Raw genomic sequence first — 25,048 nt, 5'->3', positions numbered from 1 at the left:
AAAAAATATGGGTAATAGTTTTAATTACCTGTTATTTCGAAATTCTACATCATTATAACATGGAATATGTCAAATAATACACAAAACTTTGTTAAAAGGAAGTAAATTTAAAGTCAATTTATGTCATGTGTTTGCCTTAAAGGTGAAGTTGTTTAAATTTTTAAATATTTAATGTGATTAATTAACTGTTTTGGTATGATAAAGTTGTCTCGAAATCATTTTCAAATTCAAAAGGGAGGTGTGTGTAGAATGAAGTATGCCTTGAGAGGGACGATGTTAGTCTTGTGTTTCGGGTTGTTTTATGTATTTTGGAGTATTGCGGCGGCAGAAGAACCCAATGATCCTGCTCCCGCGCTGAACCCTGAACAGCCAAATGGGATGAAAGTTCTGTTTGATAACAGTCATGGTCAGACCGCAGGACAATCCGACTGGGTAATTGATGGAGCTTTCTCCGATTTTGCTCACGCCCTGGCAGAAGAAGGATACGTTGTTCAAGAGCACAGAAGTACAGAGCCTTTAACACTGGAAAATTTGGAAGATTTCAATGTACTTGTTATTCCTGAAGCGCAAATTCCTTTTAAGACGTCTGAACAAAAAGCAATTGCAACATTTGCTGAGAATGGGGGAGGTGTCTTTTTTATCGCTGATCATTATAATGCCGACCGAAATTTTAATCGCTGGGACTCGAATGAAATAATGAATGGTTGGCGGCGCGGAGCATATGAGGATCCGACAAAAGGAATGAGTACTGGGGAGCAGGAAGCAATGAACGGAGTGGAAAGTACGGACTGGCTGAAGGAGGAATTTGGAGTCCGGTTCCGGTATAATGCAATTGATAATACCATCGGTAATGACATCGTTCCTTCTGCAGAAGCATTTGATATAACGGAAGGTGTCGGTGAAGTGACTATTCACGCAGGATCAACTTTGGCTATAATGAATCCAGAAATAGCCAAAGGCATTGTTTATTTACCTGAAGGATTAACGGAAGCTGAAAATAAGTGGAGCAACGCTGTCGATCAGGGTGTTTATTTTGGCGGTGGAACGGATGAAGGTCCGTTTGTAGCTATAGGGAAAAGAGGAGATGGAAAGTCTGCATTTATTGGAGATTCTTCTCCAGTAGAGGACAGCACACCAAAGTATCGCAACGAAGAGCATGGAGGGATGAAGCGTACCTATGATGGCTTTACGGATGCAGATAATGGTTTGTTGTTGGTCAATATCGTGAATTGGCTGGCAAATCAGGAAGATTATCAGACTTTTTCTGAAGTTGAGCTTCCTTTAGATGACCTGTCTCCAATGTTGGATATAGAAATCCCCGAAACTTCTTCGGAGCCTGAAAGTGAACCATGGAGAGAGCCTGCGGAGGGCTATTTATGGTATGATCAGTCGACATTTGCTGATGGTGCTTTTGGATCTGAGATAAATCCGCCAAAAGATATCATATATTCTATTGATACACCGGAAACAGTTCCTGTAGATGGTACTCCATTTGAAGCAACGATAACGTTGATGAATCTGGAACCTAGACAAGTTATTGACAATGCAGAAATGCAAATCTATCTTCATGGCGGGAAGGCTGTTTCACAAATACAAAATGAAGACGGAACCTGGCCGGATAACTATGGTTATCAAAGTATTGGAGTTTTAGAGGCAGACGAGTCAGGAAAAGCTGAAGTTACGGTAACTATGCGGGTCAGTAATGGCGCATCGGAAGGTAGTGCGAATATCCGGCTCCGACTAGGGTCCGGAAATAATGTTTATACCAGGACAATTATACTTGGCTCTCAACGTGTTTCTTTAGAATGCAGTGAAGTAATCTATTCGCTTGCTGAGTAGTTAAGACAAGAATATAATAAATCGGATATTCGGACTCAAAAGAGTTAGGCAGAAAATCATATAATCTATTGTTTAAGAAACGATAATTTAAGAAAAACTATCATTTGTTTTCAAGGTGATAGTTTTTTTGCTCTAAAATTCGAGTAGGAACGAATACGGAAGCTTTCAAGACTATTCCCGATTTGTTTCCGTTGATAGACAGCGGGTTAATTTATCCATTTACTCTACCTCTATTTTTTTAATGAATTATTATTTAATATTTCTCCATTTTCTAATAGATTTCCGGTTGAAATTCATTTAAAATGGAATTACTTTAATTTTATTTTTGTGAGAAAACCGAAGATTGGACAAAAGGAGGAGATATGGAAGTGGAAAGAATACAGCAAATAGTTGATACTATTAATGGCATTGTCTGGGGACCAATTACACTTATATTGCTTGTGGGAACAGGAATTTTTTTAACGTTGCGTCTTGGGTTTTTACAGATAAGAGATCTGCCTTATGCGCTTAAATTAACCTTTTCTAAAAGTAAAAAGGGAGACAAAAATGAAAAAGGGGATATATCTCATTTCCAATCACTGATGATAGCTATGGCGGCGACGCTTGGAATTGGTAATATGACCGGAGTTGCTTCAGCTGTACTTCTTGGTGGTGTAGGTGCGTTATTTTGGATGTGGCTGGCTGCTTTTTTTGGAATGGCAACGAAATATAGTGAAGCTATCTTAGCTGTTAAATATCGTACCGTAAATCATAAAGGCGAAATTTCTGGCGGTCCCATGTATTATATAGAGAAGGGGTTAGGCTGGAAATGGCTAGCTGTCTTGTTTGCATTGTTTGGTTTTTTAGCATCCTTTGGAATTGGAAACATGACACAGTCGAATACCGTGGCAGGATCTTTACAAGCTACTTTTAATGTTAATCCTTGGGTCACTGGATTTGTATTGATGGTACTTACTGCTTTGGTTTTGCTTGGTGGAGTTAAAGGAATTGGAAGAGTTACGGCCATATTTGTACCATTTCTGGCTTTATTTTATATAGTTGGTGGACTTATTATTGTTATTTTGAATATTACAGAAGTTCCTGCAGCTTTTGCGGTTATCTTTCAGGCTGCATTTAGTCCGGAGGCTGTAGGCGGTGGTGCTATTGGTTTAGCAATTCGGTATGGTATTGCCCGTGGGGTGTTCTCTAATGAAGCCGGCCTTGGTTCAGCTCCAATCGCTGCCGCTGCCGCGAAGACGGATTACCCTGGACGACAAGCTTTGGTATCCATGACAGGAACATTTCTTGATACAATGATTGTTTGTACGATTACTGGTCTTGTTATTGTAATGAGTGGTCTTCATTTACAATTTGGAGGAGATGCAGCCCCTGTGATTACTGGGGAAGCATTCGACTTTTTCTTGCCTAGTGTAGGTAACTATATTGTTGTGTTTGGCCTTATTTTCTTTGCATATTCAACCATCCTCGGCTGGTCTTATTATGGAGAGAAATGTTTCGGTTATATTTTTGGTGACCGGAATACGATCTATTATAAAATTATTTTCTGTCTTGTGATATTGTTTGGTGCAGTTCAATCCGTCCAATTGGTATGGGATATTGCCGATATTTTCAATGGGTTGATGGCTGTTCCCAACTTAATTGCTCTCTGTTTATTATCGGGTGTGATTGTGGCAGAAACAAACAAGTTTAGAGAAGTACGGAAAAAGGAAAAAATAGAAGAAAAGAAACAAAAGTTGGCTAGTTAGCAGCTAGCATTGATATAAGGTTGAGTGATAAGACCTTGGGAATAAAAGCGTATGAACCTATTTGAACCATGCTCAAGTAGGCTCATACGCTTATGTTTTTCATCTGACTTCAGTATGACGGCTAGTATTATTTAAAAACAACTTTAAATTCAACATTGAATTAGTTAAGGAATTAGCTTTAAAAACAAAAAAATAGAGAAATCCTCCATCTTTAAGGATTCTCAGAGTTTCTACAATAATGTACTTCCCCTTTCAGTTTTACGTTTATCAGGGGAAGTACATTTGCGTTCATTTAATTGGTAATGCTAAAACGAATATCGATGAAAGGCGCATTCTACGCATTCAAGCCTTTTAGAGTACCTATCAGCGTTCGATACGCTCATTATAAAACCGCATTATGTTTGTTTTCCTGATTCTTTTGCTTTGTGTTTTTCTTGGAACCTGTAAAATATAGTAAAATCCCGATTAGATACCAACCTCCTACGATAAGCCATTCCATTGGCCAGATGAGGGAAGAAGGCATTCCTGGCATATATAATAAAATAAATAAAACACTTAGTACAATTGCTAGAATACCAGTCGTTTTCCAGTACTTTATTTTATATGGTCGTTCCAATTCTGGTTCTGTTTTTCGTAATTTCATAAAAGAGATAGAAACAATGAGATACCCAATCACAATACCAATCCCGCCGGCATTGACAAACCAGTTTAAGGCAGCGTGCCCTAAGAGCGGTGCGAAAAAACCGAGCAATCCTAAAAAGATAATGCCGTGAGTCGGTGTATTATATTTTGGATGGATATAAGCGAACCACCTTGGAATCATATCTCGAATTGCCATCGCGTACAATATTCGGCTTCCGCCAATAATAAACGCATTCCAGCTTGTAATAATACCGGCAACCCCTGCAATAACAATAATATTGGCAAATATTGGACTATTAAATAGGTTCCCCATTGCATCTGCAGTAGCTAGATTTGTAGTTGCTAGCTCTGCCGGTGATAATCCGATAGATACACCAAAACCAATTAATACATAGAAAATAATCGATACAATAATTGATATAATTAAAAAGCGGCCAATGAATTTTGGAGGAGCTTTCACTTCTGATGCAATCTGTGGAATGACATCAAAACCAACGAATAGAAACGGAATCATAATGAGTACGGTCATCACGCCGCCCATTCCTTCTCCCATTAAAGGTTGAAGATTTGAAATATCACCGTTTCCAAACCCGCCGGCGACAAGTACCAAACCAATCAGTACAACAGCAGCCGTTAACACATTTTGTAGAATGGTGGCAGGCTTAATTCCGAAATAATTAAGAGACGAGAGCAAAATTGCACCCACAGATCCTATTAATGCCCAGGTTAGATAGATATCAAATCCACTCAAGGACCACATGTATCCTTGATGATTAACCGGGATGACGTAATCAATCACAGTGGGTAATGCCACTGCTTCAAACGTAATAACGGAGACATATCCAAATAGCACACTCCATGCGGCTAAATAACCAAGTTTCTGATTATAGGCCCGGAGGACGAATACCAATCCACCGCCTGTTTCAGGTATAGCTGCTGCCAGTTCGGCGTAGGTGAGCCCGATAAAGACAACTAACAAACCACCTAATAGAAAAGCAATAGCTGTTCCTAAGAAACCAGCTTGACTGATCCAATCCCCTGATAAGACAACCCATCCCCATCCAAGCATGGCTCCTGTGGAGAGGAACAACACATCGGTCATTGTCATGGATTTTGAAAATTTCTTATCTTCCATCTAAACACCCCTTACATAATTATTTATGCGTTTACAATATTATCCACCGTTTTAAATATTCAATTTGATTTTAATTTTACAATTTTTTTATGTGATAAAAAGTACCAGAATTAAAGTTTTAATAGTACCAGATGAGCTAGTGATATTAATTAAATCAACTCTACAGCGGAATTGAGACTGAAAGAAAAGCGTTTTAGATAGGGCTCATTATGTAATTATTTGTAGGGTATAAAGAGCCAACCCTATTTTTATAGAATTGGCCCTCTTTTTTATTAATTTTTAAGACTCTTCACCAAAATCTATGGATAACAAATTATATTGAATTTGTTATGAGCAACCACTACGGAAAAACACTACGCTTTCCATGGGCTTGCGCTCAGCCTCCTCGAAAAAGAAGATCACTTTTTCTGCGGGGTCTTCACACTGGGACTGCGATTACTCGCCCCACCGAAGACCATTGCGCTTTCCCATAGGAGTCTCCGTGTTTTTCCTCCGCTCTAGCTAGACGTAATTAACATATTTATTCTTTAATATCAACCATAGATTTTGGTTTTGACCCATTTTTAATAGATGACTGATGCGAATAATTAAAATCCGCCAATGGACATATATTTTGTTTCTAGATACGGTTCAATACCTTCTATTCCGCCTTCACGTCCAAGCCCGCTTTCTTTCATACCGCCAAATGGTGCATGTGCTGCGGATGGACCGCCATCATTCCAGCCGATAATGCCAAACTGCAAATGATCGTGTAGATAGGTTCCTGTTCGGTAGTCATTCGTAAAGAAATAAGCTGCCAATCCATATGGAGTGCTGTTTGCAAGTTCAACTGCCTCTTCAAGCGTTTTGAAGGTTGTAATTGGAGCTACTGGCCCGAATGTTTCTTCCTGCATGATTGTCATGTCTGTAGTTACTTCTTTTAAGACAGTAGGGTGAATAAAGAAATATCCTTTTTCTTTATCAGCATCATACTTATCACCGATCATGACTTCCGCTCCATTTTCTTTCGCATTCTTGATTTGTTCCACGATTTTTTCATAACCTTTTTCATTGATAATTGGTCCGACGTCTGTTCCTTCTTCCAAACCGTTTCCGACGTTAAGTTTCTTTACTTCAGCAACAAATTTTTCGGTGAATTCATCGACCACATTTTCATGAACAAGAATTCGATTAGCACAGACACAAGTTTGTCCTGCATTTCTAAATTTCGTTCCAACGGTTTGTTTCGCTGCATAATCAAGATCTGCATCCTCGGCCACAATTAGGGGAGCGTGACCGCCTAATTCCATGGTGACATGCTTCATCGTGTCGGCACTATTTTTGATTAATTCCTTTCCGACAGGAGTTGAGCCTGTAAACGTGATTTTTCGGATGTACTTACTATTTGTGAATATATCGCCAATAAGACTGCCGCGTCCATTTACATATTGGATAGCGTCTTTTGGAATACCTGCTTCATGAGCCAGGTCAATGAATTTCATACCTGTTAACGGTGTTTCCGTTGCAGGTTTAACGATGAATGTACATCCCGCTGCAAGAGCAGGTGCTGCTTTTCTCGCCATCATAGCTGCAGGGAAGTTCCATGGTGTGATTGCTGCAACAAGTCCAATCGGTTCTTTTGTAACCGTTATTCGTTTAGATTCCGTATTCGCTGGAATCGTTCTTCCGTAAATTCGCTTAGCTTCTTCGGCATACCAATCAAGGTAGGAGACCGAATAGTCAACCTCTCCTAATGATTCACTTAATGGTTTACCATTTTCTTTTGTCATGATTTCCGCTATTTCCTGCTTGTTCTCTGTTACTTTTTCTGACCATTTTTTTATTAATCGTGAACGTTCATGCGCATTGATTTTTGACCACGTTTTAAAACTTTCATGCCCTTTTTTGATGGCCTGTATAATTTCTTCCTCACTATCTATTTTTACTTCTTGAATGAATTCCCCTGTAGCTGGATTAATTACATTAAAATAATTTGTCATTTTAGTATAGCTCCTTTCCGTATTTAGATTGATTAGGTGCCGTCTGCAAAACCAAATAACAGCCGGCCTATTACGCGATTACGGATCAAACGTATTTCCGCTTTCGTAACTTTTGGTTCTCGCCATTACTTATGCCAATGTGCCTGGAGTCTTTATTATTGTGAAACTGCAGCAAAAGCATCTTCGAGAATGTTTAGTCCTTTTTCCAACTCGGCATCTGTAATGACAAGTGGCGATAGGAAGCGGATTACATTCCCTTTAATACCTGCAGATAGAAGCAGTAATCCATTTTCATTAGCGTATTTCGTAATGCTGCCTGTTTTTACTTTGTCTGGTGTTTTACTGTTACGGTCTTCAATGATTTCAACAGCAACCATAGATCCAAGGCGGCGGATTTCCCCGATAAATCCATGTTTTTCCGCTAATTCATGAAGTTTTGTTTCAATCTTCTGGCCGATAGCTTCTGATTTTTGATTTAGATTTTCTTCTTCAATAATGTCAATTACAGCTAATGCAGCGGCACATGCGACAGGGTTTCCTGCATAAGTTCCACCTAATTCCCCAGGATCTGCAGCATCCATAATTTCTGTTTTTCCGACAACGCCGCTTAATGGTAAGCCGGCAGCCAATGATTTGGAAACGGTCACGAGATCGGGTTCTACATCAAATTGCTCAATGGCAAACAATGTTCCTGTCCGCCCGAATCCGGTTTGAATTTCATCAGCTACAAATACAATTCCATGTTCTTTACAAAATGCACTAACAGCTTGAACGAATTTTTTCGGTGGAATCACAAATCCGCCTTCCCCTTGAACAGGTTCCATGACAACACAAGCAACGGTCTCTGGTGCAACAGTCGAAATGAAGAATTCTTTAAAATCCTCAATCACTTGATCAACGTATGCTTCCTCAGATATCCCCTCTGGTTTACGGTAAGTGTAGGGATAAGGTGCCTGATAAACCTCTGGCGCAAATGGTCCGAATCCAAATTTATATGGTTTTACTTTACTCGTCATACTCATCGTCATATTGGTTCTTCCATGGAACCCGCGTGTAAAGGAAACAACGGCTTGCCTGTTTGTATATCGGCGTGCAACTTTAACTGCATTTTCAACTGCTTCAGCCCCGGAATTAAGCAAGAGGGCTTGTTTATCAAAATTACCTGGTGTAATTTCACATAACTTTTCAGCCAGTTCAATATAACCTTCATACATCATAACATTGAAACCAGGGTGCAAAAACTTTTCTACTTGCCTGTTGACAGCCTCAGTTACTTTCGGATGGCTATGACCCACATTCAATGTTCCGATTGCCCCTGCAAAGTCAATCCATTCCTTCCCATCGATATCAATAACTGTTGCACCCGATGCCTTGTGCGCTATATTTAGATTACCATTACTTACACCTTTAGGGATAAACTTCTCTCTTTTTTTCTGTAATTCAGTACTGGATAAATGTGTTGTAGTAGTCATCTATATCCTCCTCGTTCGTTGGTGTTTAAATAATTTACACTCTATATTCAATAGTATGACAATTATCTGGTATAATAAAAAGTACCAGTTAGTAAAAAGATTTGGTACCAGATGAGGTGGGTTTAATGGATTTTTTAACGTTGAGTTATAGCTCTAATAATCATTTTAAATACCAGCAAATTTATGAGGGGATTAAGGAGAATGTCTTACGCGGAAATTTAAGGGCGCGTGAAAAATTACCTTCCAAACGGCAATTGGCAAAAGAATTAAACGTTAGTATTAATACAATTGCTAACGCATATGACCAACTGCTTGCAGAAGGATACATATATACAATTGAACGTAAAGGCTACTTTGTTGAAAGCGGCACGGAATTTCACACTCAAGGTGCTACTCTGAACCAACTGCCTGCTGATTTGAAAGAAACCGATGTCAACAAAGAGGACTGGGTATCATTGTCCCATATGTCTGCAGATATTTCCCTATTTCCTTTTAAGGAATGGATGAAATGCGAGAACAAGGCTGTTGATAATCACAAAAAGGAGCTTTCTGAACTTGGGCATCCTCAAGGACCTTATAAGACAAGAAAAACCATTAGCCGGATGATAGCCTTATCACGGGGAGTTGTTTGTGAGCCGGAGCAAATTGTAATCGGGGCTGGTTCACAACTGCTGATTCAGCAATTAATGTCAATCCAAGATAAAAAACAGATCATTGCCGTTGAGAATCCAGGTTATTCTCGTTTCTACAGATTATTAAACAAGATGGGTTTTTACGTTAAACCGATAGAGTTGGATGATAAAGGCATCGATATAAAAGAAGTTGCTTCATCAAAAGCAAATTACTTATTTGTGACTCCCTCCCACCAATTTCCAACGGGCAAAATTATGCCGATTTCAAGACGTATCGAGCTATTGAATTGGGCCGTAGAAGAAGAGGGCAGATACATTGTCGAGGATGATTATGACAGTGAGTTTAAATATGAAAGTGACAGCATTCCTTCTTTGCAAAGCCTTGATCGTAATCAGCGTGTTATTTATACTGGTACTTTTTCCAAAACACTATTACCCGGAACCAGGATCAGTTATATGGTTCTGCCTCCTGATTTATTAAGAGAATACCGAAAACATGCTACAGATATAATGCAATTCAGCAACTCGCTTGGTCTGTTCACATTGCATTACTTTATCGAAAATGGGAGCTATTCAAGACACATTAAAAGGATGAATCATCATTATGAAATGAAACGAAGATTATTAATTGATCAGCTGTATTCTAAGTTTAAGCAAGAGGTATATATTGAAGATATACCGGCGGGATTACATTTTCTAGCACGTTTCAAATCGGATAAAACATATGAGGAGGTCGAAACGAAAGCCAAAGAGGAGAAACTGGAAATATACACCATGCGTCGTTTTATGCTTAAAGAAAAGAAACGAATGAACAACTGGATTGAACTTGTGATTGGATTTGCAAATATTGATGAAGAAGAAATCCCTGAAGCGCTAGATAGGTTGGATAGGGTCATTAGATGAAATACGCAAACGAGGGAATTAGCTAAGGGATTTTAAATATGCCTTTACCGAGTCAATGTGTATATCGTATGGAATAGTTGATTACTAAAGATGGACCGATTGAAATAAGGACATTCACGTACTGTTTTGCCTTCGCTGCTTGCTTATTTTACCTCTTTTTAATTGTCACAGCAGTTTTTCATAACTGAAATTCTTCTCCGAAAGTGTTATACTATTTTAAATTAATATAACATAATTCATGCGAGGGGGATCTAGAGGATGAATAAAAAATACCTTGATTTATTAGCGGAAAAATATGATAGTGAAGAGAAGGTAGTTACAGAGATTATTAATTTAGAATCAATTCTGGATCTGCCAAAAGGAACAGAACATTTTGTAAGTGATTTACATGGGGAGTATCAAGCTTTTCAACATGTTTTACGAAATGGTTCCGGAAAAGTAAGAGAGAAAATAAATGATATTTTTAAGGATACATTATCAGAGGAAGACATTAGTGATTTTGCTGCACTTGTCTATTATCCAGAAGAGAAGCTGAAGCTCATCAAGGAGCAATTTAATTCAAAGCAGGCGCTGGATGAATGGTATGCAGAGAAAATCCATCATATGATTCATTTAATCTCCTATGCTTCCTCTAAATATACACGTTCAAAGCTGCGAAAGGCATTACCGGAACAATTCGTGTATATAATTGAAGAGTTGCTGTATAAGACGGATGAATATACGAATAAGAAATCATATTATGAAAAAATTGTAGAAAAAATTATTTCCTTAGGTCAGGCAGATAAATTAATTACCGGCTTATCTTATACAACCCAGCAACTGGTCGTCGATCATCTGCATGTTGTTGGTGATATTTATGACCGCGGTCCAGAGCCGGATAAAATTATGGAGACACTGATCAATTATCACTCGGTTGATATTCAGTGGGGTAACCATGATGTCTTGTGGATTGGGGCGTATGCAGGATCCAAGGTTTGTCTGGCGAATATTATTCGAATCTGTGCACGTTATGATAATTTAGATATCATAGAAGATGCTTATGGGATTAATTTGCGTCCATTACTTACGTTAGCGGCAAAATATTATGGGGATAATCCTGCGTTCCGACCTAAGAAATCTCCAGATAAGGATATTTCGGCTCAAGAAAAATTACAAATCACGAAGATTCATCAAGCGATAGCTATGATTCAATTTAAGCTAGAAAGCCCAATTATTAAACGACGCCCTTTTTTTAATATGGAGGAAAGACTCGTTTTAGAGAAAGTAGATTACGAGAAACAGGAAATCACTATTTACGGAAAAACCTATCCACTGGAAAATACGTGTTTCTCTACGGTGGATCCTGCTGATCCTGCGAAGCTATTGCCTGAAGAAGAAGAAGTTATCGACAAACTTTTACTCTCTGTACAACAATCCGAGAAGTTAAAAAGACATATGAATTTCTTAATGAAAAAAGGAAATTTGTATCTTAAATATAATGGAAATCTATTAATCCACGGCTGTATTCCAGTTGATGAAAATGGAAATATGGAGCGAATGGAAATTGAAGGAAAAGCGTATAAAGGAAGAGAATTACTAGATAAATTTGAAGGTTATTTGCGCCAAGCTTTTGCAGACAAAGAAACGACAGATGATTTAGCGACAGATATGGTGTGGTACTTATGGACAGGAGAATATTCTTCGCTCTTCGGTAAACGGGCCATGACCACTTTTGAGCGTTACTTTATTTCTGATAAGGCATCGCATCACGAACAAAAAAATCCATATTATTATTTACGTGAAGATGTGGATATGTGCCAAAAAGTGCTGAAAGAATTTGATCTGGACCCTGAGCATGGGCATATCATTAATGGACATACCCCAGTAAAAGAAATTGATGGGGAGAACCCTATCAAGGCGAATGGAAAAATGATTGTCATCGACGGAGGATTCTCAAAGGCGTATCAATCAACAACAGGTATTGCTGGATACACCTTATTATATAATTCATTCGGTATGCAGCTCGTTGCCCACCAGCATTTTAATTCCAAAGAAGATGTGGTATTAAATGGAGCAGATGTTTTATCTGTCCGACGAGTAGTAGACAAAGAACTAGAACGGAAGAAAGTCCGGGAAACCAATATCGGAGCCAAGCTGCAAGAAGAAATTGAGATGTTAAATCAGCTGATGGCGTACCGTTATCTTCATTAAGGGAAGCAAGGACAAGAGCAGGTTATCTAAATGAAATCATTTAGGTAGCCTGTTTTTTTATGCACAAAAAGACTTCGTAACGTGGTGGAATTTATACTTATTTTTTCAAAGGATGAGCAGTTGGTCGCAACCATATGGTGAAGTGTTAAAACTTAAAATTCTCTTTAAAATCATTTGAATTTCCATTAAGATGTGATAAATAGAGGGAAAAGTTATTACGCGAAATTTGAATAATAGTTAGAAAGTGGAGGTGATTATTAGTGTCTGAATCCTTTGTTATCACAAACAAATTGATGATGGTAGATCGAAGTATAGGGATTAGTAAACAGGTATTATCTAGTAAACAGGATGATTTGGAGCGATTAGAAAAAGCACATTCGGAATTAGTGGAAGTGCAGGGGGATTTCTCGGATGTTGAGGGAGAGTGTTCAAAACCGGAATTTACATCAAATAACTTTGAAGGAGAAAATGCAAAAGATGTAACAGAGATAAGAGAAGATGGCTTAAAGACAAGCTTTATTGCGATGTCAGAAGAGCAGATTAAAAAAGTTATCGAGGAAATAGAAGAGAAGATAGAACAAATTGAAGAAGGAATCAGCAGTTTAGAAAGTAATATTTCATCAATGGAATCGCGGAAAGAAGAGCTTGAAAAAAAGAAAGAGGAGGCGCGGAAAAATGAGTAAGGAAATTAGAATACATCCTGAAATTGCCAAGCAGGGAGTTTCCGATATGCGCGCAGCTTTAAACGCAATGGAAACATCTTTTAGAAAAGAGGTAGAAGGAGAAAATGTCCTGGATATGGCAGACGTGTTTAATGAAATAAATGAAGAATTCAATACACTTTTATCCCAATTTGAGCAAACTTTTCTTCAAAATTTACAAGCGGCGGAAGAGGCAATCGATAAGATGGAAGAGACAGATGCTCTTCAAGCCAGGGACTCGTCATTAAGAGAAACACAGGTAAAACCTAAAAGTATAGATAAATAAAGGGGTGCTGCAATTGAAGGTTTTAGATATGGATGCATTCATGGAAGGGCTGGAAGAAGGAAAAAATGATATTGATACAGTGGTGGAGGATGTCAGCACTTTACAAACCTCGATTACTAATTTCTATAATTCAAAAGATGTTTTAAGCGGAGAAGCTGGAGACGCTATCCGTACTTATTTTAAAGAGGTTCATGGGCCTTTTCTTAGCTTTCTTCAGCAATGGCTGGAAAATTATAAAGAGACAATTACAACGATGCAAGAGTCTGTTCAAGAATTTGAATCATCCCCAGATGGATTTATTCGTGAAGAGTTTTTAGAGGAAAAGGTCATCGCAGGATTTGAAAAAGTGGAAGACCGAGCTCAAGAATTTACAACAGAGGCGAATGATATTATAGATCGTGTGTCAGATATTGTTTCACTAGCTAAGATCGATGAAACAGAAGTACTGGAGCATGCAGATAATGGGAAGAAAAAAGTGCGGAACATTGTAGACGGTTATATGAAATCGACGAAGCGCAAGTGGAAGCAATGGAAGCGGTGCGTACGGATTTAAGCACAATGAAAGATTACCTGTCCCAAGTAGGGAATGCTACGAAAAATGGCGATTTAACGGTTAGGGATTTTAATAGGGGAGCCGCTGCGGGGGTAATTATACCCACTAATCTATTTATAAATGGAGTAAGTGAAGAAGAAAGAAATGTGGTGTTAGAGGAAGTACTGCAAAAAATGGCAGGTGGCAAAACCTTATCCCCAGAGGAAACAGATATTATTTATGATTACTTTCAAAATGAACTTCTGGATGATGAAAAAAGAAAAGAAGTTGAGGAAATTGCTGGTTATATTGATGAGGAAAATATTGATAAGTTAACCGATAGGCTGAATGAAAAGGTTGTTATTTCTGACAGGAGATTGGAAGAAGAAATGGAAATGGTTCAGGCTTATGTTTTTATTGGGAATAAACTTCCGAGTGAGACTAATGTGCATGATAGTGATCGTACTAAGTTAGAAGCTTATTTGATGTTGTTGAAAGATTATCATACTCAAATGGTAGTTGAGGATAAAGTTATTAAGGTGTTTGATATGGAATATGAAGTATTTAATATTGAAAATGAAGAAGGTCATAAGGACATCTTTGGTCATAACTAAACTCAAGAGTACACGCAGCTGATTACAATGGAGATGATAATATAATGAGTAAGGTAGAATATCATAATGAGATATATTATGAACAGACTTACTTTGTTGCAACTAAAGAAGAAAAGACAAGCATAACATACGCCGTAGGACCATCAGCATCTACTAACATTAGGGAGAGCGAATTGAATGAATTAAAAGAAGAATATGCTGATTATGAAGCAAATTTTGTAGCAAAAAAAGTTACGGGTAAAGTAATTTCCCAGATAGCGAAAATAGCAGGTATAACTGCTATTGTAGACGCTGGAAAAGCAACTGTAGAATTTCATTCTGATAAGAAAGAATATGAGGAAGGTATAATACTTGATGAAGCATTACTGGTAGCAGAAAGACTAAATTTAGAAGTTGCAATTAGCGAGCATAATAATGGTAGAGGATTAGATGTACAACTTTATCCTTTAGATGGAACATTTATAAAATTAGAGAGATGGAGAGAACTTCATGAGAAAAACCCTAATCTTTATTTCCCAGAAAAAGAAATTAATGCGCATGATTGGTATGCAATTGGTGAGAAACTGAAAGAAGTAAATAATGAATTCGGATGGAAAACATATTCATACATTTATGAGGGTGCCAAACATGGGAAGTCTATTGAAAGTCTGGCAAACGGAGAGAAGTAACATTTTTAAAATTTTAAATTAATAAATAATTAATGAACTAATAAGGAGTGGTATGTTGTTAGATCGAATGAAATATATCTTCTATTTTGTTATATTACTATGTCTTGGTAGTTGTAGCACTATCGTAACAGAAGAAGATTTAATCGGAGGAGAATGGAAAGCAACTGCAGGATATGAAAATGGAGAGCCAGTAGGAGAACCGTACTGCTTGCCTAGTGTATGGAAGGGACTTGAGTTTAAAGATAAAGAAACAGTTTATGTAGAAGCTTACGATAGTGATTTTTCTTATTGGATAGAGAAGAGTAAAGGCGGCCCTGTTATTTATTTTCAAGGGGAAGACTTTGGTATTTATGATAAATATTATATTGACAAGATTAACGAGGATGAGGTTGGCTTGACAGGGAAAGGAAATCTTGGGGAGGGAGAATCCTGCTATATGGAGCGTCAATAATAAAATCTTCTGTTAAGTTATATGAGATAAGAATATCTTTTGTCGTGTAGGCACGGGTGAAATATCTATGAATAAATTAAAGTATAGATTTTTCTTAGTTATATCCCTGTTTTTACTGGCTATAGTATCACAGTAGATGAAGATGATTTAACTGACGAACATTGGATTTTTTCTATGAATTAGAGGAATGGAAAGAAGGGCTTACCATTAATTTTAGAGGAATCGTGTATCGAGTTTTTTATATCGAAAAAAAGTAAATGAAGATGAAATAGGTTTGATAGGAAATTCGCTTGTTGAAGGTGCAAATTGTTATTTAGAGCGCCGTGAATAAGATTTTTTGTAATGTGAACACCAATGGATAAAAAAATTTGTAAGGAAGAGTTATTAGTTAAGTGGAGTGGTAAAAAGTGAGGTATGTAAAGTATAGTTTGTTATTTTCCATACTCATCTGTCTTGTCAGCTGCACTACAGATGAGATAACGGAAGAAGATTTAATAGGAGGAGAATGGATAGCAACTGCAGGATATAAGGACGGGAAACCAGAAGGAGAGTCGTATTGTTCAAATAGTGTAAGTTATGGCTTAGAGTTTAAAGATGAAGAAACGGTTTATTCTAAAGCGTATGGAAGTGACTTTTACTATGAATTAGAGGGGAAGAAAGGAGAGCGTGCTATCTACCTTGAAGGGATCGTATACCGGAATTTTTATATAGAGAAGATAAGTGAAGATGAAATAGGTTTGATAGGGAATGGGCTTCTAGAAGGTGAGAATTGTTACTTGGAGCGACAATAATAAAAAATTCTGTGGAGCTATAAAGAGTAAGAAAAATCACAAATAGAGTCGAACAACAACCGGGAGTAGGATAAAAAGTGATGTATGTAAAGTATAGTTTGTTATTTGCCGTACTCATCTTTCTTATCAGTTGCAGCACGGACGATATTACGGGAGATGATTTAATAGAAGGAGAATGGGTAGTAACTGCAGGGTATAAGGATGGAAAACCAGAAGGAGAGTCCTACTGTTCTCCCAGTGTAGACCCTGGACTAGAATTTAAAGATGAAGAAACGGTGTATTCAAAAGGATATGAAAGTGACTTTTCATATGAGCTAGAAAAAGATAATGAAGGAGTTATTATTAATCTTCAACGGATTGATGGTAGTATGCATCGAACATTTTTTATAGAAAAGATTAGTGAGGATGAATTTGGTTTGGTTGGGAGATTATTTTTTGAGGGACAGAATTGTTATTTCGAACGCCAATAATATGAAGTTCTGTGTAAGCTATAATATGTAAGAAAATCAGAAATGAAAATCTATTCATTTAATGGAAGTGGTACAAAATTGAACTGGCTAAAATATTATTCTCTCCCTATCTTGTTAATCTTTCTTGCTGGTTGCGGTACTATCGTAACTGAGGATGATTTAATAGAAGGGAAATGGGTGGCAACAGCAGGATATATAGAGGGAAAGCCAAAAGGAGAGCCATACTGTTCATCTAGTATTAGTAAGGGGATTAAATTTAAAGATAATGAAACGGTTTATTCTGAAGAATACGATAGAGAACTTTCTTATTGGATAGAGAAAAGTGAAGAAGGACCTGTTATTTATTTTGATGGATTCGATTTTGGCATTTATCGAAGTTATTATATCGAAAAAGTTAATGAGGACGAAGTTGGTTTGAAAGGAGATATCAGAGAAGAAGAGAATTGTTATTTAGAACGCCAATAATAATAATAATTTCTATGTAAACAAAAGCGGAGGAAGAAGATGGCCGAATATAAAAGTAGCTTTCAAAGTTTCTGATCTTATGTTAATTCTCTATAATTTCACTAATTTGCAAGAAGTCTGTATATAAAGGCGTGATGTTAAAAGAAAATTATTTAGTGCCGGCCCAATGCATTGGAGAACATCTAGCCTCCAAAAGATAGTTGGAATGACGGTGAGATGTCATGTAGAGATGTTAAACATTAGGTGGCCCTTAATATGCGGCCGGCTTGCGGGACTGGTCGTACTAGCCTGATTCATTTTTAGGCTTGTCAATTTTCAAAGAGAGTATGTTGGCTGACCGGATTCGGGATTCAGCCGCAAATGGACGATAATACTTGATTTTTAAAATGAAACGAAATGGCTTTTCAATCGTATGTACTAATGAAAGCTGTTGCAGTTTAAATATTAACAAGGTGGGGATAATCCTATGTGGAGGAACATTAGCAAATATTATTCACCACTAATTGATGTACTGACTTTTTCTATCCTATTTATAACTATTTTTTATGTGATTTTTTCATTCGGCAAATTACCTAACGAAATACCAACTCATTTTAATTTACAAGGGGAACCAGATGGGTGGAGCAATAAAGGTACGTTAATTGGTCTCATGATCTTATATATACATACTACAATTCTTTGTTTTGTACTTAATTATTTTCTTATCGTAAAATCAGATAATACAGTAGACAGTCTGCAAATGGTGAACATCCCATTTATAAAAAAAGAAGAACTAACAGAAAAGCAAATCATCCTTGTGAAGAAAAATTCAGCAAGAATGCTCGCACTAATGAATCTATTCGTTAGCATTCTCTTCTGGCTTATTCACTATGGAATAATTCAATCAGGTCTGGGGAATCAAGATGGACTTGGATCAGGTGTAATGATGACATTAGGGATAATCCTTATTTTAACCATTTTTTATACTTGGAAAATGTATCATGATGTTAGACAGGCAAGGGATAATATAATTGATAGATAGGGATTACTTTCATATCTGCAAATATAATAATCTGCCAGTTTACGATAGGCTTCATTGAATTACGGCTGGCTAATTTCTGTGTGAACTACAATGGGTAGAAATCAAAAAGTAGAGTCATGCAATCAAGTGGGAGTGGCATAAACAGTGAAGTATATATGAAATAAAATGAGGCCCAGAGTAATCTTCTTCGGCCTCATTTTACTTATGAATTTTATTGTGTAGTTGATTCTTTTGCCGCCTCAAAGGAAATCTTCTGGTCCTTCCCAGCGACTGTTCCAAGGAATGCGATACACAGTGCTGCAGTCATTAAAATAATAAACGGTACTGTCCAGCCTTCAGTCTTGTCGGCGATAGTTCCAAGAAAAAGAGGACCGATAGAAGCAACAATATAACCAACAGATTGAGCCATACTGGATAATTGCGCCGATTCCATAACGGTGCTGGTACGGAGAACAAAGAACATCATCGCTAAACTGAATGCAGTTCCGGCTCCAATCCCAGTTAATATAAGAAAGATAATAATGATTAAATGAGATGAAGTAAAAGCAACTCCTAATAAACCAAAGAAAAATAATAAGCCAGCGCTGCAGCCGATCAGACGCTGGTTCTGCATGCGACCGGCAAGAATTGGAGCAATAAATGTCGTTGGGATAAGTCCGACTTGATAGATAGCAATTAACCATCCAGCTTCACTTTCATTAAATCCCTTGGTAATTAAAATATCAGGCAGCCATGTGAATAAACTATAGGGTATTAAAGATTGTAAACCCATAAAAAAAGTAACTGCCCAGGCAATTTTCGATTTAAAGATCGCTTTAGATGGCTGACTTTTTACGTCAACAAACACTTTTTTTCTAGCTGAGCGCATGGCCGGCAGCCGAAGTAATAGGATAACTACAGCGACTAAAGAAAGTATGCTCCATATTTGCATTGCATTTCGCCAATCAAATCCTGTTACGGAAGCAATAGGTACAGAAATGCCAGAGGCAAGCGCTCCGAATAAATTCATTGATACCGAATAAAGACCTGTCATCAGCCCCAATCGATAAGGAAAGGTCGATTTAATTAACCCCGGCATGAGTATATTACCCACAGCAATGGCCATTCCGACCAAGAGCGTTCCGAAAAGTAATAACTCTATACCCCCGCTAGCCCTAATAAATACACCAAAAGATAGACATAACATAGCAATGAGCAGGGTGAATTCCATCCCAAACTTACTGGATATTCTTGGAACAAATGGAGAGAATAAACCGAAAGCTAGTAAAGGCAGGGTATTGACTAATCCAATCAAAGCGTTGGAAGCTCCCAGTTCATCCCGGAAAAAAGGAATAAGCGGTCCGACAGATGTAATTGGAGAACGTAACGTTGCTGCAATCAATAAAATGGCCAAGAGTAAAAGGAAAATATAATATCTATTTAAAAAAGCTTTCTTTGAGAAATTCATAAAAAACAAGTCCTTTACAACGTATTTTGAACACAGATAAGAAACTATTCTATCAGAGAGGAGAAGTGTATGTAAAGATATTTTGATTATCCAGGCTGCTGCCGTTATCTTATCCAAAAGTGGGACAGCTGATAATAATGAATAATATATTTTTTGCATAAAAAGAAACATGGCGTAATAGGAACCATGCTTCTTTTCTGATTATAAAAAATACGTATTAATAAATCGTGCTATTAAGCTAAAAAGCTTCTGATGGAATCATCATCCGAAAAACAAATCAAAGACATTGCTTGCTTTAGAACTTTCTCTATTATAGAACTCCGAGTAACCGCAATCCTTACAATATACGACGATGAAACGATTATGCTGTACATCAAAAATTTTAGAAATACCTGATCCTGTCATGGATACATCTTTTTTATCCGCATTTCGACTACCGCATTTGACACAACCTTCTCCAGTTTTCAATTTTATCACCTCTTGATACGTATTTACGAAAGAAAGTATTGGTTGGTTTCACCAATTTTAAACAGAATCAATTTACAATCAACTTGAAATGTTTGTTATAATTATATCTCAACTTTGAATATTTTAAATAATATACAGCGAAAAGGAGTATGGACAATGAGTGAAAAGAAAAGGGCTCCTGAAGAAGAACGTGAGCGGCTAAGACAAGAAGAATTAAAAGGGAATCCGACTGGGAATATTAGGGACTCACTTAATAGAACAGATTCTTCTGGAAATTTTGCTGATTTATTTGGTGGATTGGGATGGAAAGGGGCATTACTCGTTCTTTTAGCACTGATTGTTGTTGGGTTGATGGTTTTAATTATTATTTGATTAAGAGGTGAAAGAATGCTGAAAGAAGCTAACAGTCAGGATATAGATAGTATCGTTAGTTTAGCGAAAATGCTATGGCCAGAAAATGAACTTTTGGAATTAAAAGAAGAATTTGAAGCGTATTTAAAGGATAAACATGCATGTATTTTACTTGCTGTGGATGATGAGCGGGCTGTCGGGTTCGCGCAAGGTCAGTTAAGATTTGATTATGTAGAGGGGACGGAAACATCACCAGTTGGCTATTTAGAAGGTATCTATGTCCAAGAATCGCATAGGAAAAAAGGTTATGCAAGGCAATTGGTAAGGGCTTGTGAGCAGTGGGCAAAAGAAATGGGATGCAGCGAATTTGCAAGTGATTGCACGATAGATAACAACGAAAGTCTTGCTATGCATCTTCGTCTTGGTTTTAAAGAAGCGGGGCGGATTATTTGTTTCAAGAAATCTCTATAGATTCGAAATTGAGGGGTGGGTTAGGATGGTTTTAATTAGAGAAGCAAGGATCTCTGATGCAGGCGGAATTGGCAAAGTAAATGTAGAGAGCTGGCAAACAACTTATCGAGGTATTATGTCCAATTCGATTTTACAGCAGCTTTCTATGGAAGTTAAGAAGGAGAAATGGAGAAATATCATTCAAGCTGGTGGCAGCACCACCTTGGTAGCTGTAGATGCAGGTGAAGAGGTTGTTGGATATCTAAATATGTCTATAAAGAAGGAATCTGCAGGTTCTGCCAGAGTAGGCGAAGTTACATCCGCCTATTTACTGGAAGGTTGGCAGAGGAAAGGGATCGGGAAAGCTTTGTTATTGGAATCCTTTAAGCGTTTTATAGAGCAATCTATTCAAACTGTTCAGGTCGAGGTTTTAGCAGCAAATGACAGCCGATTGTTTTATGAACATTTTGGAGCGGAACTTGTTGAAAAGAGGGATATTCAGATTGCCGGCGATATATTGGAACTATTTGTTTACGAATGGCGGAATATTCTCAAACAAAAATAGTCGGGAATGAAAATTAGCAAGTTTCCTTAAAATAAGAGCTTTTTTGCCTTGTACGGGCTGCAATAAAGAATAGGGGGTAATACGCTTGGATATCGTCATACAAGAATTAATAAAATGGATACACTCCCAAGAAACGCAGGTAATTATTGGGGTTACTGGGCATGGAGGAGCTGGGAAAACAGCATTTGCTGCCCGATTGCAGGAGGCTTTTGGACAAGATGCGAATTTGATTTGTACGGATCCGTATATCGTCAACTCGGCGTTGAGAAGGGACACAAGGATTACATATTCCTATCAAAACGAAACCCGTACTGCCAAAATGACTGCTTGCCATCCTTTAGCGCATTATGTAGAAGCATTAGAACGTGATCTCCAAATGACTCGCCTAGACATGGAATGGAACACGATAGATACGGTTTATTTGCCAAGTGAAACGATTAATCCATATAAAAAGCTTACGGTTGTGGAAGGCATGAGTGTTGCATTTATTAACCCTAAGCATTTCGACTTACAGGTTTTTCTATATACAGATGGAAAGACAGAACTAGCTAGACGTTCCAGTCGAGATACAACAGAACGGAATCAAAATCTGGTAAATATACAAAAATCACACCAGGAAAGAAGAGTGCAATATAGACATTTCATGCATCCGTATAAAAATCAGGCAGATATTATTCTTTTTACTGATGAAAAAGGTATGCAGATAGAGAAAAAACAATTACCGACAAATTAGGTATACACTGCTTATTTAGGAAGGGGAATAGCGTGAAAATAAAAGAATTAATAACAGAAAAAGAATGGCGTTCTGCATATAAGGTCATGCATCAACTGCGAACACATCTTGATGAAACGAGTTATTTGGACTTAGTAAAAGAAGCGGTGGAAATAGACCGCTACCATTTAGTTGCTCTATATGAAGGTTCAAAAATAGTTGCTGTTGTCGGCTTTAAAGCCATGACTACACTGTATTATGGCAGATTTGTCTGGGTTTGTGATTTAGTTACAGCTGAAGAAAGCCGTTCCAAGGGTTACGGAGAACAGCTTTTAACATTTGTCCATCAATGGGCAGAAGATCATCATTTTTCTTCTGTCGCTTTATCATCAGGTCTGCAACGTCAAGATGCTCATCGATTTTACGAAGATAAAATGGCTTATTCCAAAGTGAGTTATGTTTTCAAGAAGGCGCTATGAATTTGAGCTATGTAAGTCTTTCGGAATTATACATTTTTTAACTGCAAAATAGTTGAGTTTGAAATGGAGAAGCGTATAATAAATAATGTTGAAAAAGGCTATTTTTTAGGATTATCCTGTGTGAAGTATGGAAACCTATGCATAGTAGACGTGTTTTTCTCTAATTATTTATAACGCTGTAAGAGTCGCTTCAAATCAGTTATAGTAAACCCTGATGAGCTGACATTTCATACAGTAACAAGAATGTATAAAGAAGAAAGGAAAATTGGATGAGCAAACCACAAACGAAAAAATCAAGAAAGGCGATGCTTTTTGTTAGAGGGCTGATTATCATCATTGGCGGATTTATTACTGCTTATGGATTGGAAGCAGTATTAATACCGAATAATGTTTCTGATGGCGGGGTAACAGGTCTGAGTATCGTTGGGTCACAGTGGACCGGGTTACCGCTAGGAATTCTAATTGCTATTTTAAATATTCCATTTATTTACTTAGGATTTAAACAAATTGGAAAAAGTTTTGCAGTCCTCTCTATTCTTGGAATTGCTTCTCTTGCTATAAGTACAAGCTTAATGCATCATGTCCCGACCATTAGTGGAATTGAAGGAGATACCTTGCTCGTTACCGTTGTCGGCGGGATTATAATTGGGATAGGTATGGGACTGGCACTTCGAAATGGAGGAGCACTAGATGGGATTGATATGCTGGCTGTATTATTATCCCGCAAGCTGCCTTTGGGAACAAGTGACTTAATTCTATTCCTTAATTTATTTGTATTTATCGTTGTATCCACTGTATTTGGATTGCGAGGGGCGCTGATGTCTGGTATTGCTTATTTCATTGCTTCAAAAGTAATTAGCATTATTGAAGAAGGACTAAGCGGCATCAAAGCGGTGTATATTATAACCGAGCACTCTGAAGAAATGATGAAAGAAATTAGCGAGCGTCTGGAACGCGGCAGCACGCTGCAACATGTAGAGGGCGGTTATTCAAAAAAGCAATTTAAACAAATTAAATGCGTTATTACACGACTTGAAGAAAGCAAAATGAAAGAAATTATTCAAGATGTCGATCCAACTGCGTTTGTAACAGTCTACGAGGTTTCGGCAGTTCGTGGCGGGAATTTTAAATAAAGCAAAAGCTTTTAAACAGAAAAAAGGGAGTCCATGAAGTTACATTTCATAGGCTCCCTTTATAATATATAAGGTGGCGCATTTCATTTTTACGATCTAGCTCTAAATATATCTGCAACTGCGTGAAATACTTCAATGCCTTGATAAGTGAAAGCGGACAATGCAGTTAGAGAAAAGAATCCAATAACGATTAATCTGAAAATCATCATTATTTTTGCCTCCTTCTGAGTTTTTGTATTGATCTCAAAAGAGGCTTAAACCACGAAATTGGATTGGTAGAAAACAGGAGCCAGCAGCTGTTTATTTCGTACTATCATCACAATCGTAGTAAATAAGCATGTACTGCCTATTAAGAATAAAGTAATTACTAAAAATAGATTGTGCGTAAATGGTTTTTCTGGGTGATCATTTCCGCCAGAGCTTAAATCAGGTGATCCATGATTATCTATAAGTATATCCTGGCTGGGGAGAGCGTAGCTGTGATTTATATCTGAGGATAATTGTGTTACTGGTAGAATGATAATCATTAAAGCAATCATCAAATACTTATTCTTCATCTACGTTCCTCCCCCTCTATAATTTGAAATTGATATTTTCTTTAGGAAAAACTTAATTATACCAAATATAGATAAGTGATTACAATAGACATGTAACGGTTTATAAATGTACTTTGTATTATAAGCTTATTATATCTAGATGTCTATACTTTTTGAACATTTTATGAACTTTTGATATAAGTTCATTTAACCCCTCAACCGAAGCAGAACACGCTCTGAAAAAGAGAAATCCGCTCCAACCGAGGCTGAACGCGCTCCAAAAAAGAGAAATTCGCTCCAACCCAGTGATATGCGCTCCAAAAAAAAGAAATGCGCTCCAACCGAGGCTGAACGCGCTCCAAAAAAGTAAA

The 25,048-nt window shown here is 37.5% G+C and carries 26 protein-coding genes; 20 read left to right on the top strand and 6 right to left on the bottom strand.

Going from position 1 to position 25,048, the window contains the following annotated elements:
* The first annotated feature begins 249 nt into the window (after positions 1 to 249).
* Together KI343_RS10535 and KI343_RS10530 are read left to right on the top strand one after the other, a co-directional pair.
* Positions 250 to 1,839 carry a motility-associated ABC transporter substrate-binding family protein gene (locus KI343_RS10535; RefSeq protein WP_212926382.1) on the top strand — a complete coding sequence of 530 codons (1,590 nt, stop codon included), beginning with the start codon at positions 250 to 252 and terminating at the stop codon, positions 1,837 to 1,839.
* Positions 1,840 to 2,201: 362 nt separating this feature from the next.
* Entirely contained in the window at positions 2,202 to 3,584 is a 1,383-nt protein-coding gene (locus tag KI343_RS10530) for an alanine/glycine:cation symporter family protein (protein WP_212926381.1), read from the top strand.
* Positions 3,585 to 3,966: 382 nt separating this feature from the next.
* Here KI343_RS10530 and KI343_RS10525 read toward each other — a convergent pair whose 3' ends face one another.
* The 3 genes from KI343_RS10525 to gabT form a co-directional block, all read right to left on the bottom strand.
* Complete coding sequence (locus KI343_RS10525; protein WP_212926380.1) at positions 3,967 to 5,361, bottom strand: APC family permease; 1,395 nt, start codon at positions 5,359 to 5,361, stop codon at positions 3,967 to 3,969.
* Positions 5,362 to 5,948: 587 nt separating this feature from the next.
* Positions 5,949 to 7,340: an NAD-dependent succinate-semialdehyde dehydrogenase gene (locus KI343_RS10520; protein WP_212926379.1), complete on the bottom strand. Its 1,392-nt coding sequence runs from the start codon at positions 7,338 to 7,340 to the stop codon at positions 5,949 to 5,951.
* Positions 7,341 to 7,495: 155 nt separating this feature from the next.
* Complete coding sequence (gene gabT, locus KI343_RS10515; protein ID WP_212926378.1) at positions 7,496 to 8,812, bottom strand: 4-aminobutyrate--2-oxoglutarate transaminase; 1,317 nt, start codon at positions 8,810 to 8,812, stop codon at positions 7,496 to 7,498.
* Positions 8,813 to 8,937: 125 nt separating this feature from the next.
* On the opposite strand from gabT, the gene gabR reads away from it, so the two are divergent.
* The 12 genes from gabR to KI343_RS10455 all read left to right on the top strand — a co-directional run bounded on the left by gabR (position 8,938) and on the right by KI343_RS10455 (position 18,536).
* Entirely contained in the window at positions 8,938 to 10,347 is a 1,410-nt protein-coding gene (gabR, locus tag KI343_RS10510; protein WP_212926377.1) for a MocR-like transcriptional regulator GabR, read from the top strand.
* A gap of 258 nt (positions 10,348 to 10,605) precedes the next feature.
* Positions 10,606 to 12,537: a fructose-1,6-bisphosphatase gene (locus tag KI343_RS10505; protein WP_212926376.1), complete on the top strand. Its 1,932-nt coding sequence runs from the start codon at positions 10,606 to 10,608 to the stop codon at positions 12,535 to 12,537.
* Positions 12,538 to 12,797: 260 nt separating this feature from the next.
* Entirely contained in the window at positions 12,798 to 13,220 is a 423-nt protein-coding gene (locus tag KI343_RS10500) for a YwqH-like family protein (protein WP_212926375.1), read from the top strand.
* Complete coding sequence (locus KI343_RS10495; RefSeq protein ID WP_212926374.1) at positions 13,213 to 13,524, top strand: DUF5344 family protein; 312 nt, start codon at positions 13,213 to 13,215, stop codon at positions 13,522 to 13,524. The genes KI343_RS10500 and KI343_RS10495 overlap by 8 nt, the downstream gene beginning before the upstream one ends.
* 13 nt (positions 13,525 to 13,537) lie before the next feature.
* Positions 13,538 to 14,077, top strand: coding sequence for an LXG domain-containing protein (locus KI343_RS10490; protein WP_212926373.1), 540 nt, complete (start codon positions 13,538 to 13,540; stop codon positions 14,075 to 14,077).
* Entirely contained in the window at positions 14,053 to 14,670 is a 618-nt protein-coding gene (locus tag KI343_RS10485; protein WP_212926372.1) for a hypothetical protein, read from the top strand. Before KI343_RS10490 ends, KI343_RS10485 begins: the two co-directional genes overlap by 25 nt.
* 44 nt (positions 14,671 to 14,714) lie before the next feature.
* The gene (locus tag KI343_RS10480) at positions 14,715 to 15,338 is read left to right on the top strand and encodes a hypothetical protein (RefSeq protein WP_212926371.1); all 624 of its coding nucleotides are present in this window, start codon (positions 14,715 to 14,717) and stop codon (positions 15,336 to 15,338) included.
* Between the two features lie 55 nt (positions 15,339 to 15,393).
* Entirely contained in the window at positions 15,394 to 15,789 is a 396-nt protein-coding gene (locus tag KI343_RS10475; protein WP_212926370.1) for a hypothetical protein, read from the top strand.
* Positions 15,790 to 16,196: 407 nt separating this feature from the next.
* Positions 16,197 to 16,580, top strand: a complete 384-nt coding sequence (locus tag KI343_RS10470; protein ID WP_212926369.1) for a hypothetical protein — start codon at positions 16,197 to 16,199, stop codon at positions 16,578 to 16,580.
* Between the two features lie 80 nt (positions 16,581 to 16,660).
* Positions 16,661 to 17,050 carry a hypothetical protein gene (locus KI343_RS10465; protein WP_212926368.1) on the top strand — a complete coding sequence of 130 codons (390 nt, stop codon included), beginning with the start codon at positions 16,661 to 16,663 and terminating at the stop codon, positions 17,048 to 17,050.
* A 78-nt stretch (positions 17,051 to 17,128) separates the two neighbouring features.
* On the top strand, positions 17,129 to 17,515 hold the full coding sequence (locus KI343_RS10460) for a hypothetical protein (RefSeq protein WP_212926367.1): 387 nt from the start codon (positions 17,129 to 17,131) through the stop codon (positions 17,513 to 17,515).
* 466 nt (positions 17,516 to 17,981) lie between these two features.
* Positions 17,982 to 18,536 (top strand): DUF1648 domain-containing protein, encoded by a 555-nt coding sequence (locus KI343_RS10455; RefSeq protein ID WP_212926366.1) that lies wholly within the window; start codon positions 17,982 to 17,984, stop codon positions 18,534 to 18,536.
* 211 nt (positions 18,537 to 18,747) lie between these two features.
* On the opposite strand, the gene KI343_RS10450 is transcribed toward KI343_RS10455, so the two are convergent.
* Both KI343_RS10450 and KI343_RS10445 read right to left on the bottom strand, forming a co-directional pair.
* Positions 18,748 to 19,983 (bottom strand): CynX/NimT family MFS transporter, encoded by a 1,236-nt coding sequence (locus KI343_RS10450; protein WP_212926365.1) that lies wholly within the window; start codon positions 19,981 to 19,983, stop codon positions 18,748 to 18,750.
* 261 nt (positions 19,984 to 20,244) lie between these two features.
* Positions 20,245 to 20,451, bottom strand: coding sequence for a zinc ribbon domain-containing protein (locus KI343_RS10445; protein WP_212926364.1), 207 nt, complete (start codon positions 20,449 to 20,451; stop codon positions 20,245 to 20,247).
* 156 nt (positions 20,452 to 20,607) lie between these two features.
* Between KI343_RS10445 and KI343_RS10440 the strand changes: the two genes are divergently transcribed.
* The 6 genes from KI343_RS10440 to KI343_RS10415 all read left to right on the top strand — a co-directional run bounded on the left by KI343_RS10440 (position 20,608) and on the right by KI343_RS10415 (position 24,141).
* Positions 20,608 to 20,823: a DUF6366 family protein gene (locus tag KI343_RS10440; RefSeq protein ID WP_212926363.1), complete on the top strand. Its 216-nt coding sequence runs from the start codon at positions 20,608 to 20,610 to the stop codon at positions 20,821 to 20,823.
* Positions 20,824 to 20,838: 15 nt separating this feature from the next.
* A complete protein-coding gene (gene aac(6') / locus KI343_RS10435; RefSeq protein WP_212926362.1) occupies positions 20,839 to 21,273 on the top strand; it encodes an aminoglycoside 6'-N-acetyltransferase in 435 nt (144 codons plus the stop codon).
* A 25-nt stretch (positions 21,274 to 21,298) separates the two neighbouring features.
* Complete coding sequence (locus KI343_RS10430; RefSeq protein WP_212926361.1) at positions 21,299 to 21,817, top strand: GNAT family N-acetyltransferase; 519 nt, start codon at positions 21,299 to 21,301, stop codon at positions 21,815 to 21,817.
* Between the two features lie 85 nt (positions 21,818 to 21,902).
* A complete protein-coding gene (locus KI343_RS10425) occupies positions 21,903 to 22,550 on the top strand; it encodes a uridine kinase family protein (protein ID WP_212926360.1) in 648 nt (215 codons plus the stop codon).
* An 86-nt stretch (positions 22,551 to 22,636) separates the two neighbouring features.
* Positions 22,637 to 23,008 carry a GNAT family N-acetyltransferase gene (locus KI343_RS10420; RefSeq protein WP_212926433.1) on the top strand — a complete coding sequence of 124 codons (372 nt, stop codon included), beginning with the start codon at positions 22,637 to 22,639 and terminating at the stop codon, positions 23,006 to 23,008.
* A gap of 269 nt (positions 23,009 to 23,277) precedes the next feature.
* The gene (locus tag KI343_RS10415; protein ID WP_212926359.1) at positions 23,278 to 24,141 is read left to right on the top strand and encodes a YitT family protein; all 864 of its coding nucleotides are present in this window, start codon (positions 23,278 to 23,280) and stop codon (positions 24,139 to 24,141) included.
* Positions 24,142 to 24,395: 254 nt separating this feature from the next.
* On the opposite strand, the gene KI343_RS10410 is transcribed toward KI343_RS10415, so the two are convergent.
* The gene (locus KI343_RS10410; protein ID WP_212926358.1) at positions 24,396 to 24,698 is read right to left on the bottom strand and encodes a hypothetical protein; all 303 of its coding nucleotides are present in this window, start codon (positions 24,696 to 24,698) and stop codon (positions 24,396 to 24,398) included.
* Positions 24,699 to 25,048 lie beyond the last annotated feature (350 nt).

The sequence above is a fragment of the Oceanobacillus sp. J11TS1 genome (genome assembly GCF_018333215.1).
Taxonomy (GTDB): Bacteria; Bacillota; Bacilli; order Bacillales; family Amphibacillaceae; genus Oceanobacillus.
This window is presented reverse-complemented; position numbering and strand designations above follow the sequence as displayed.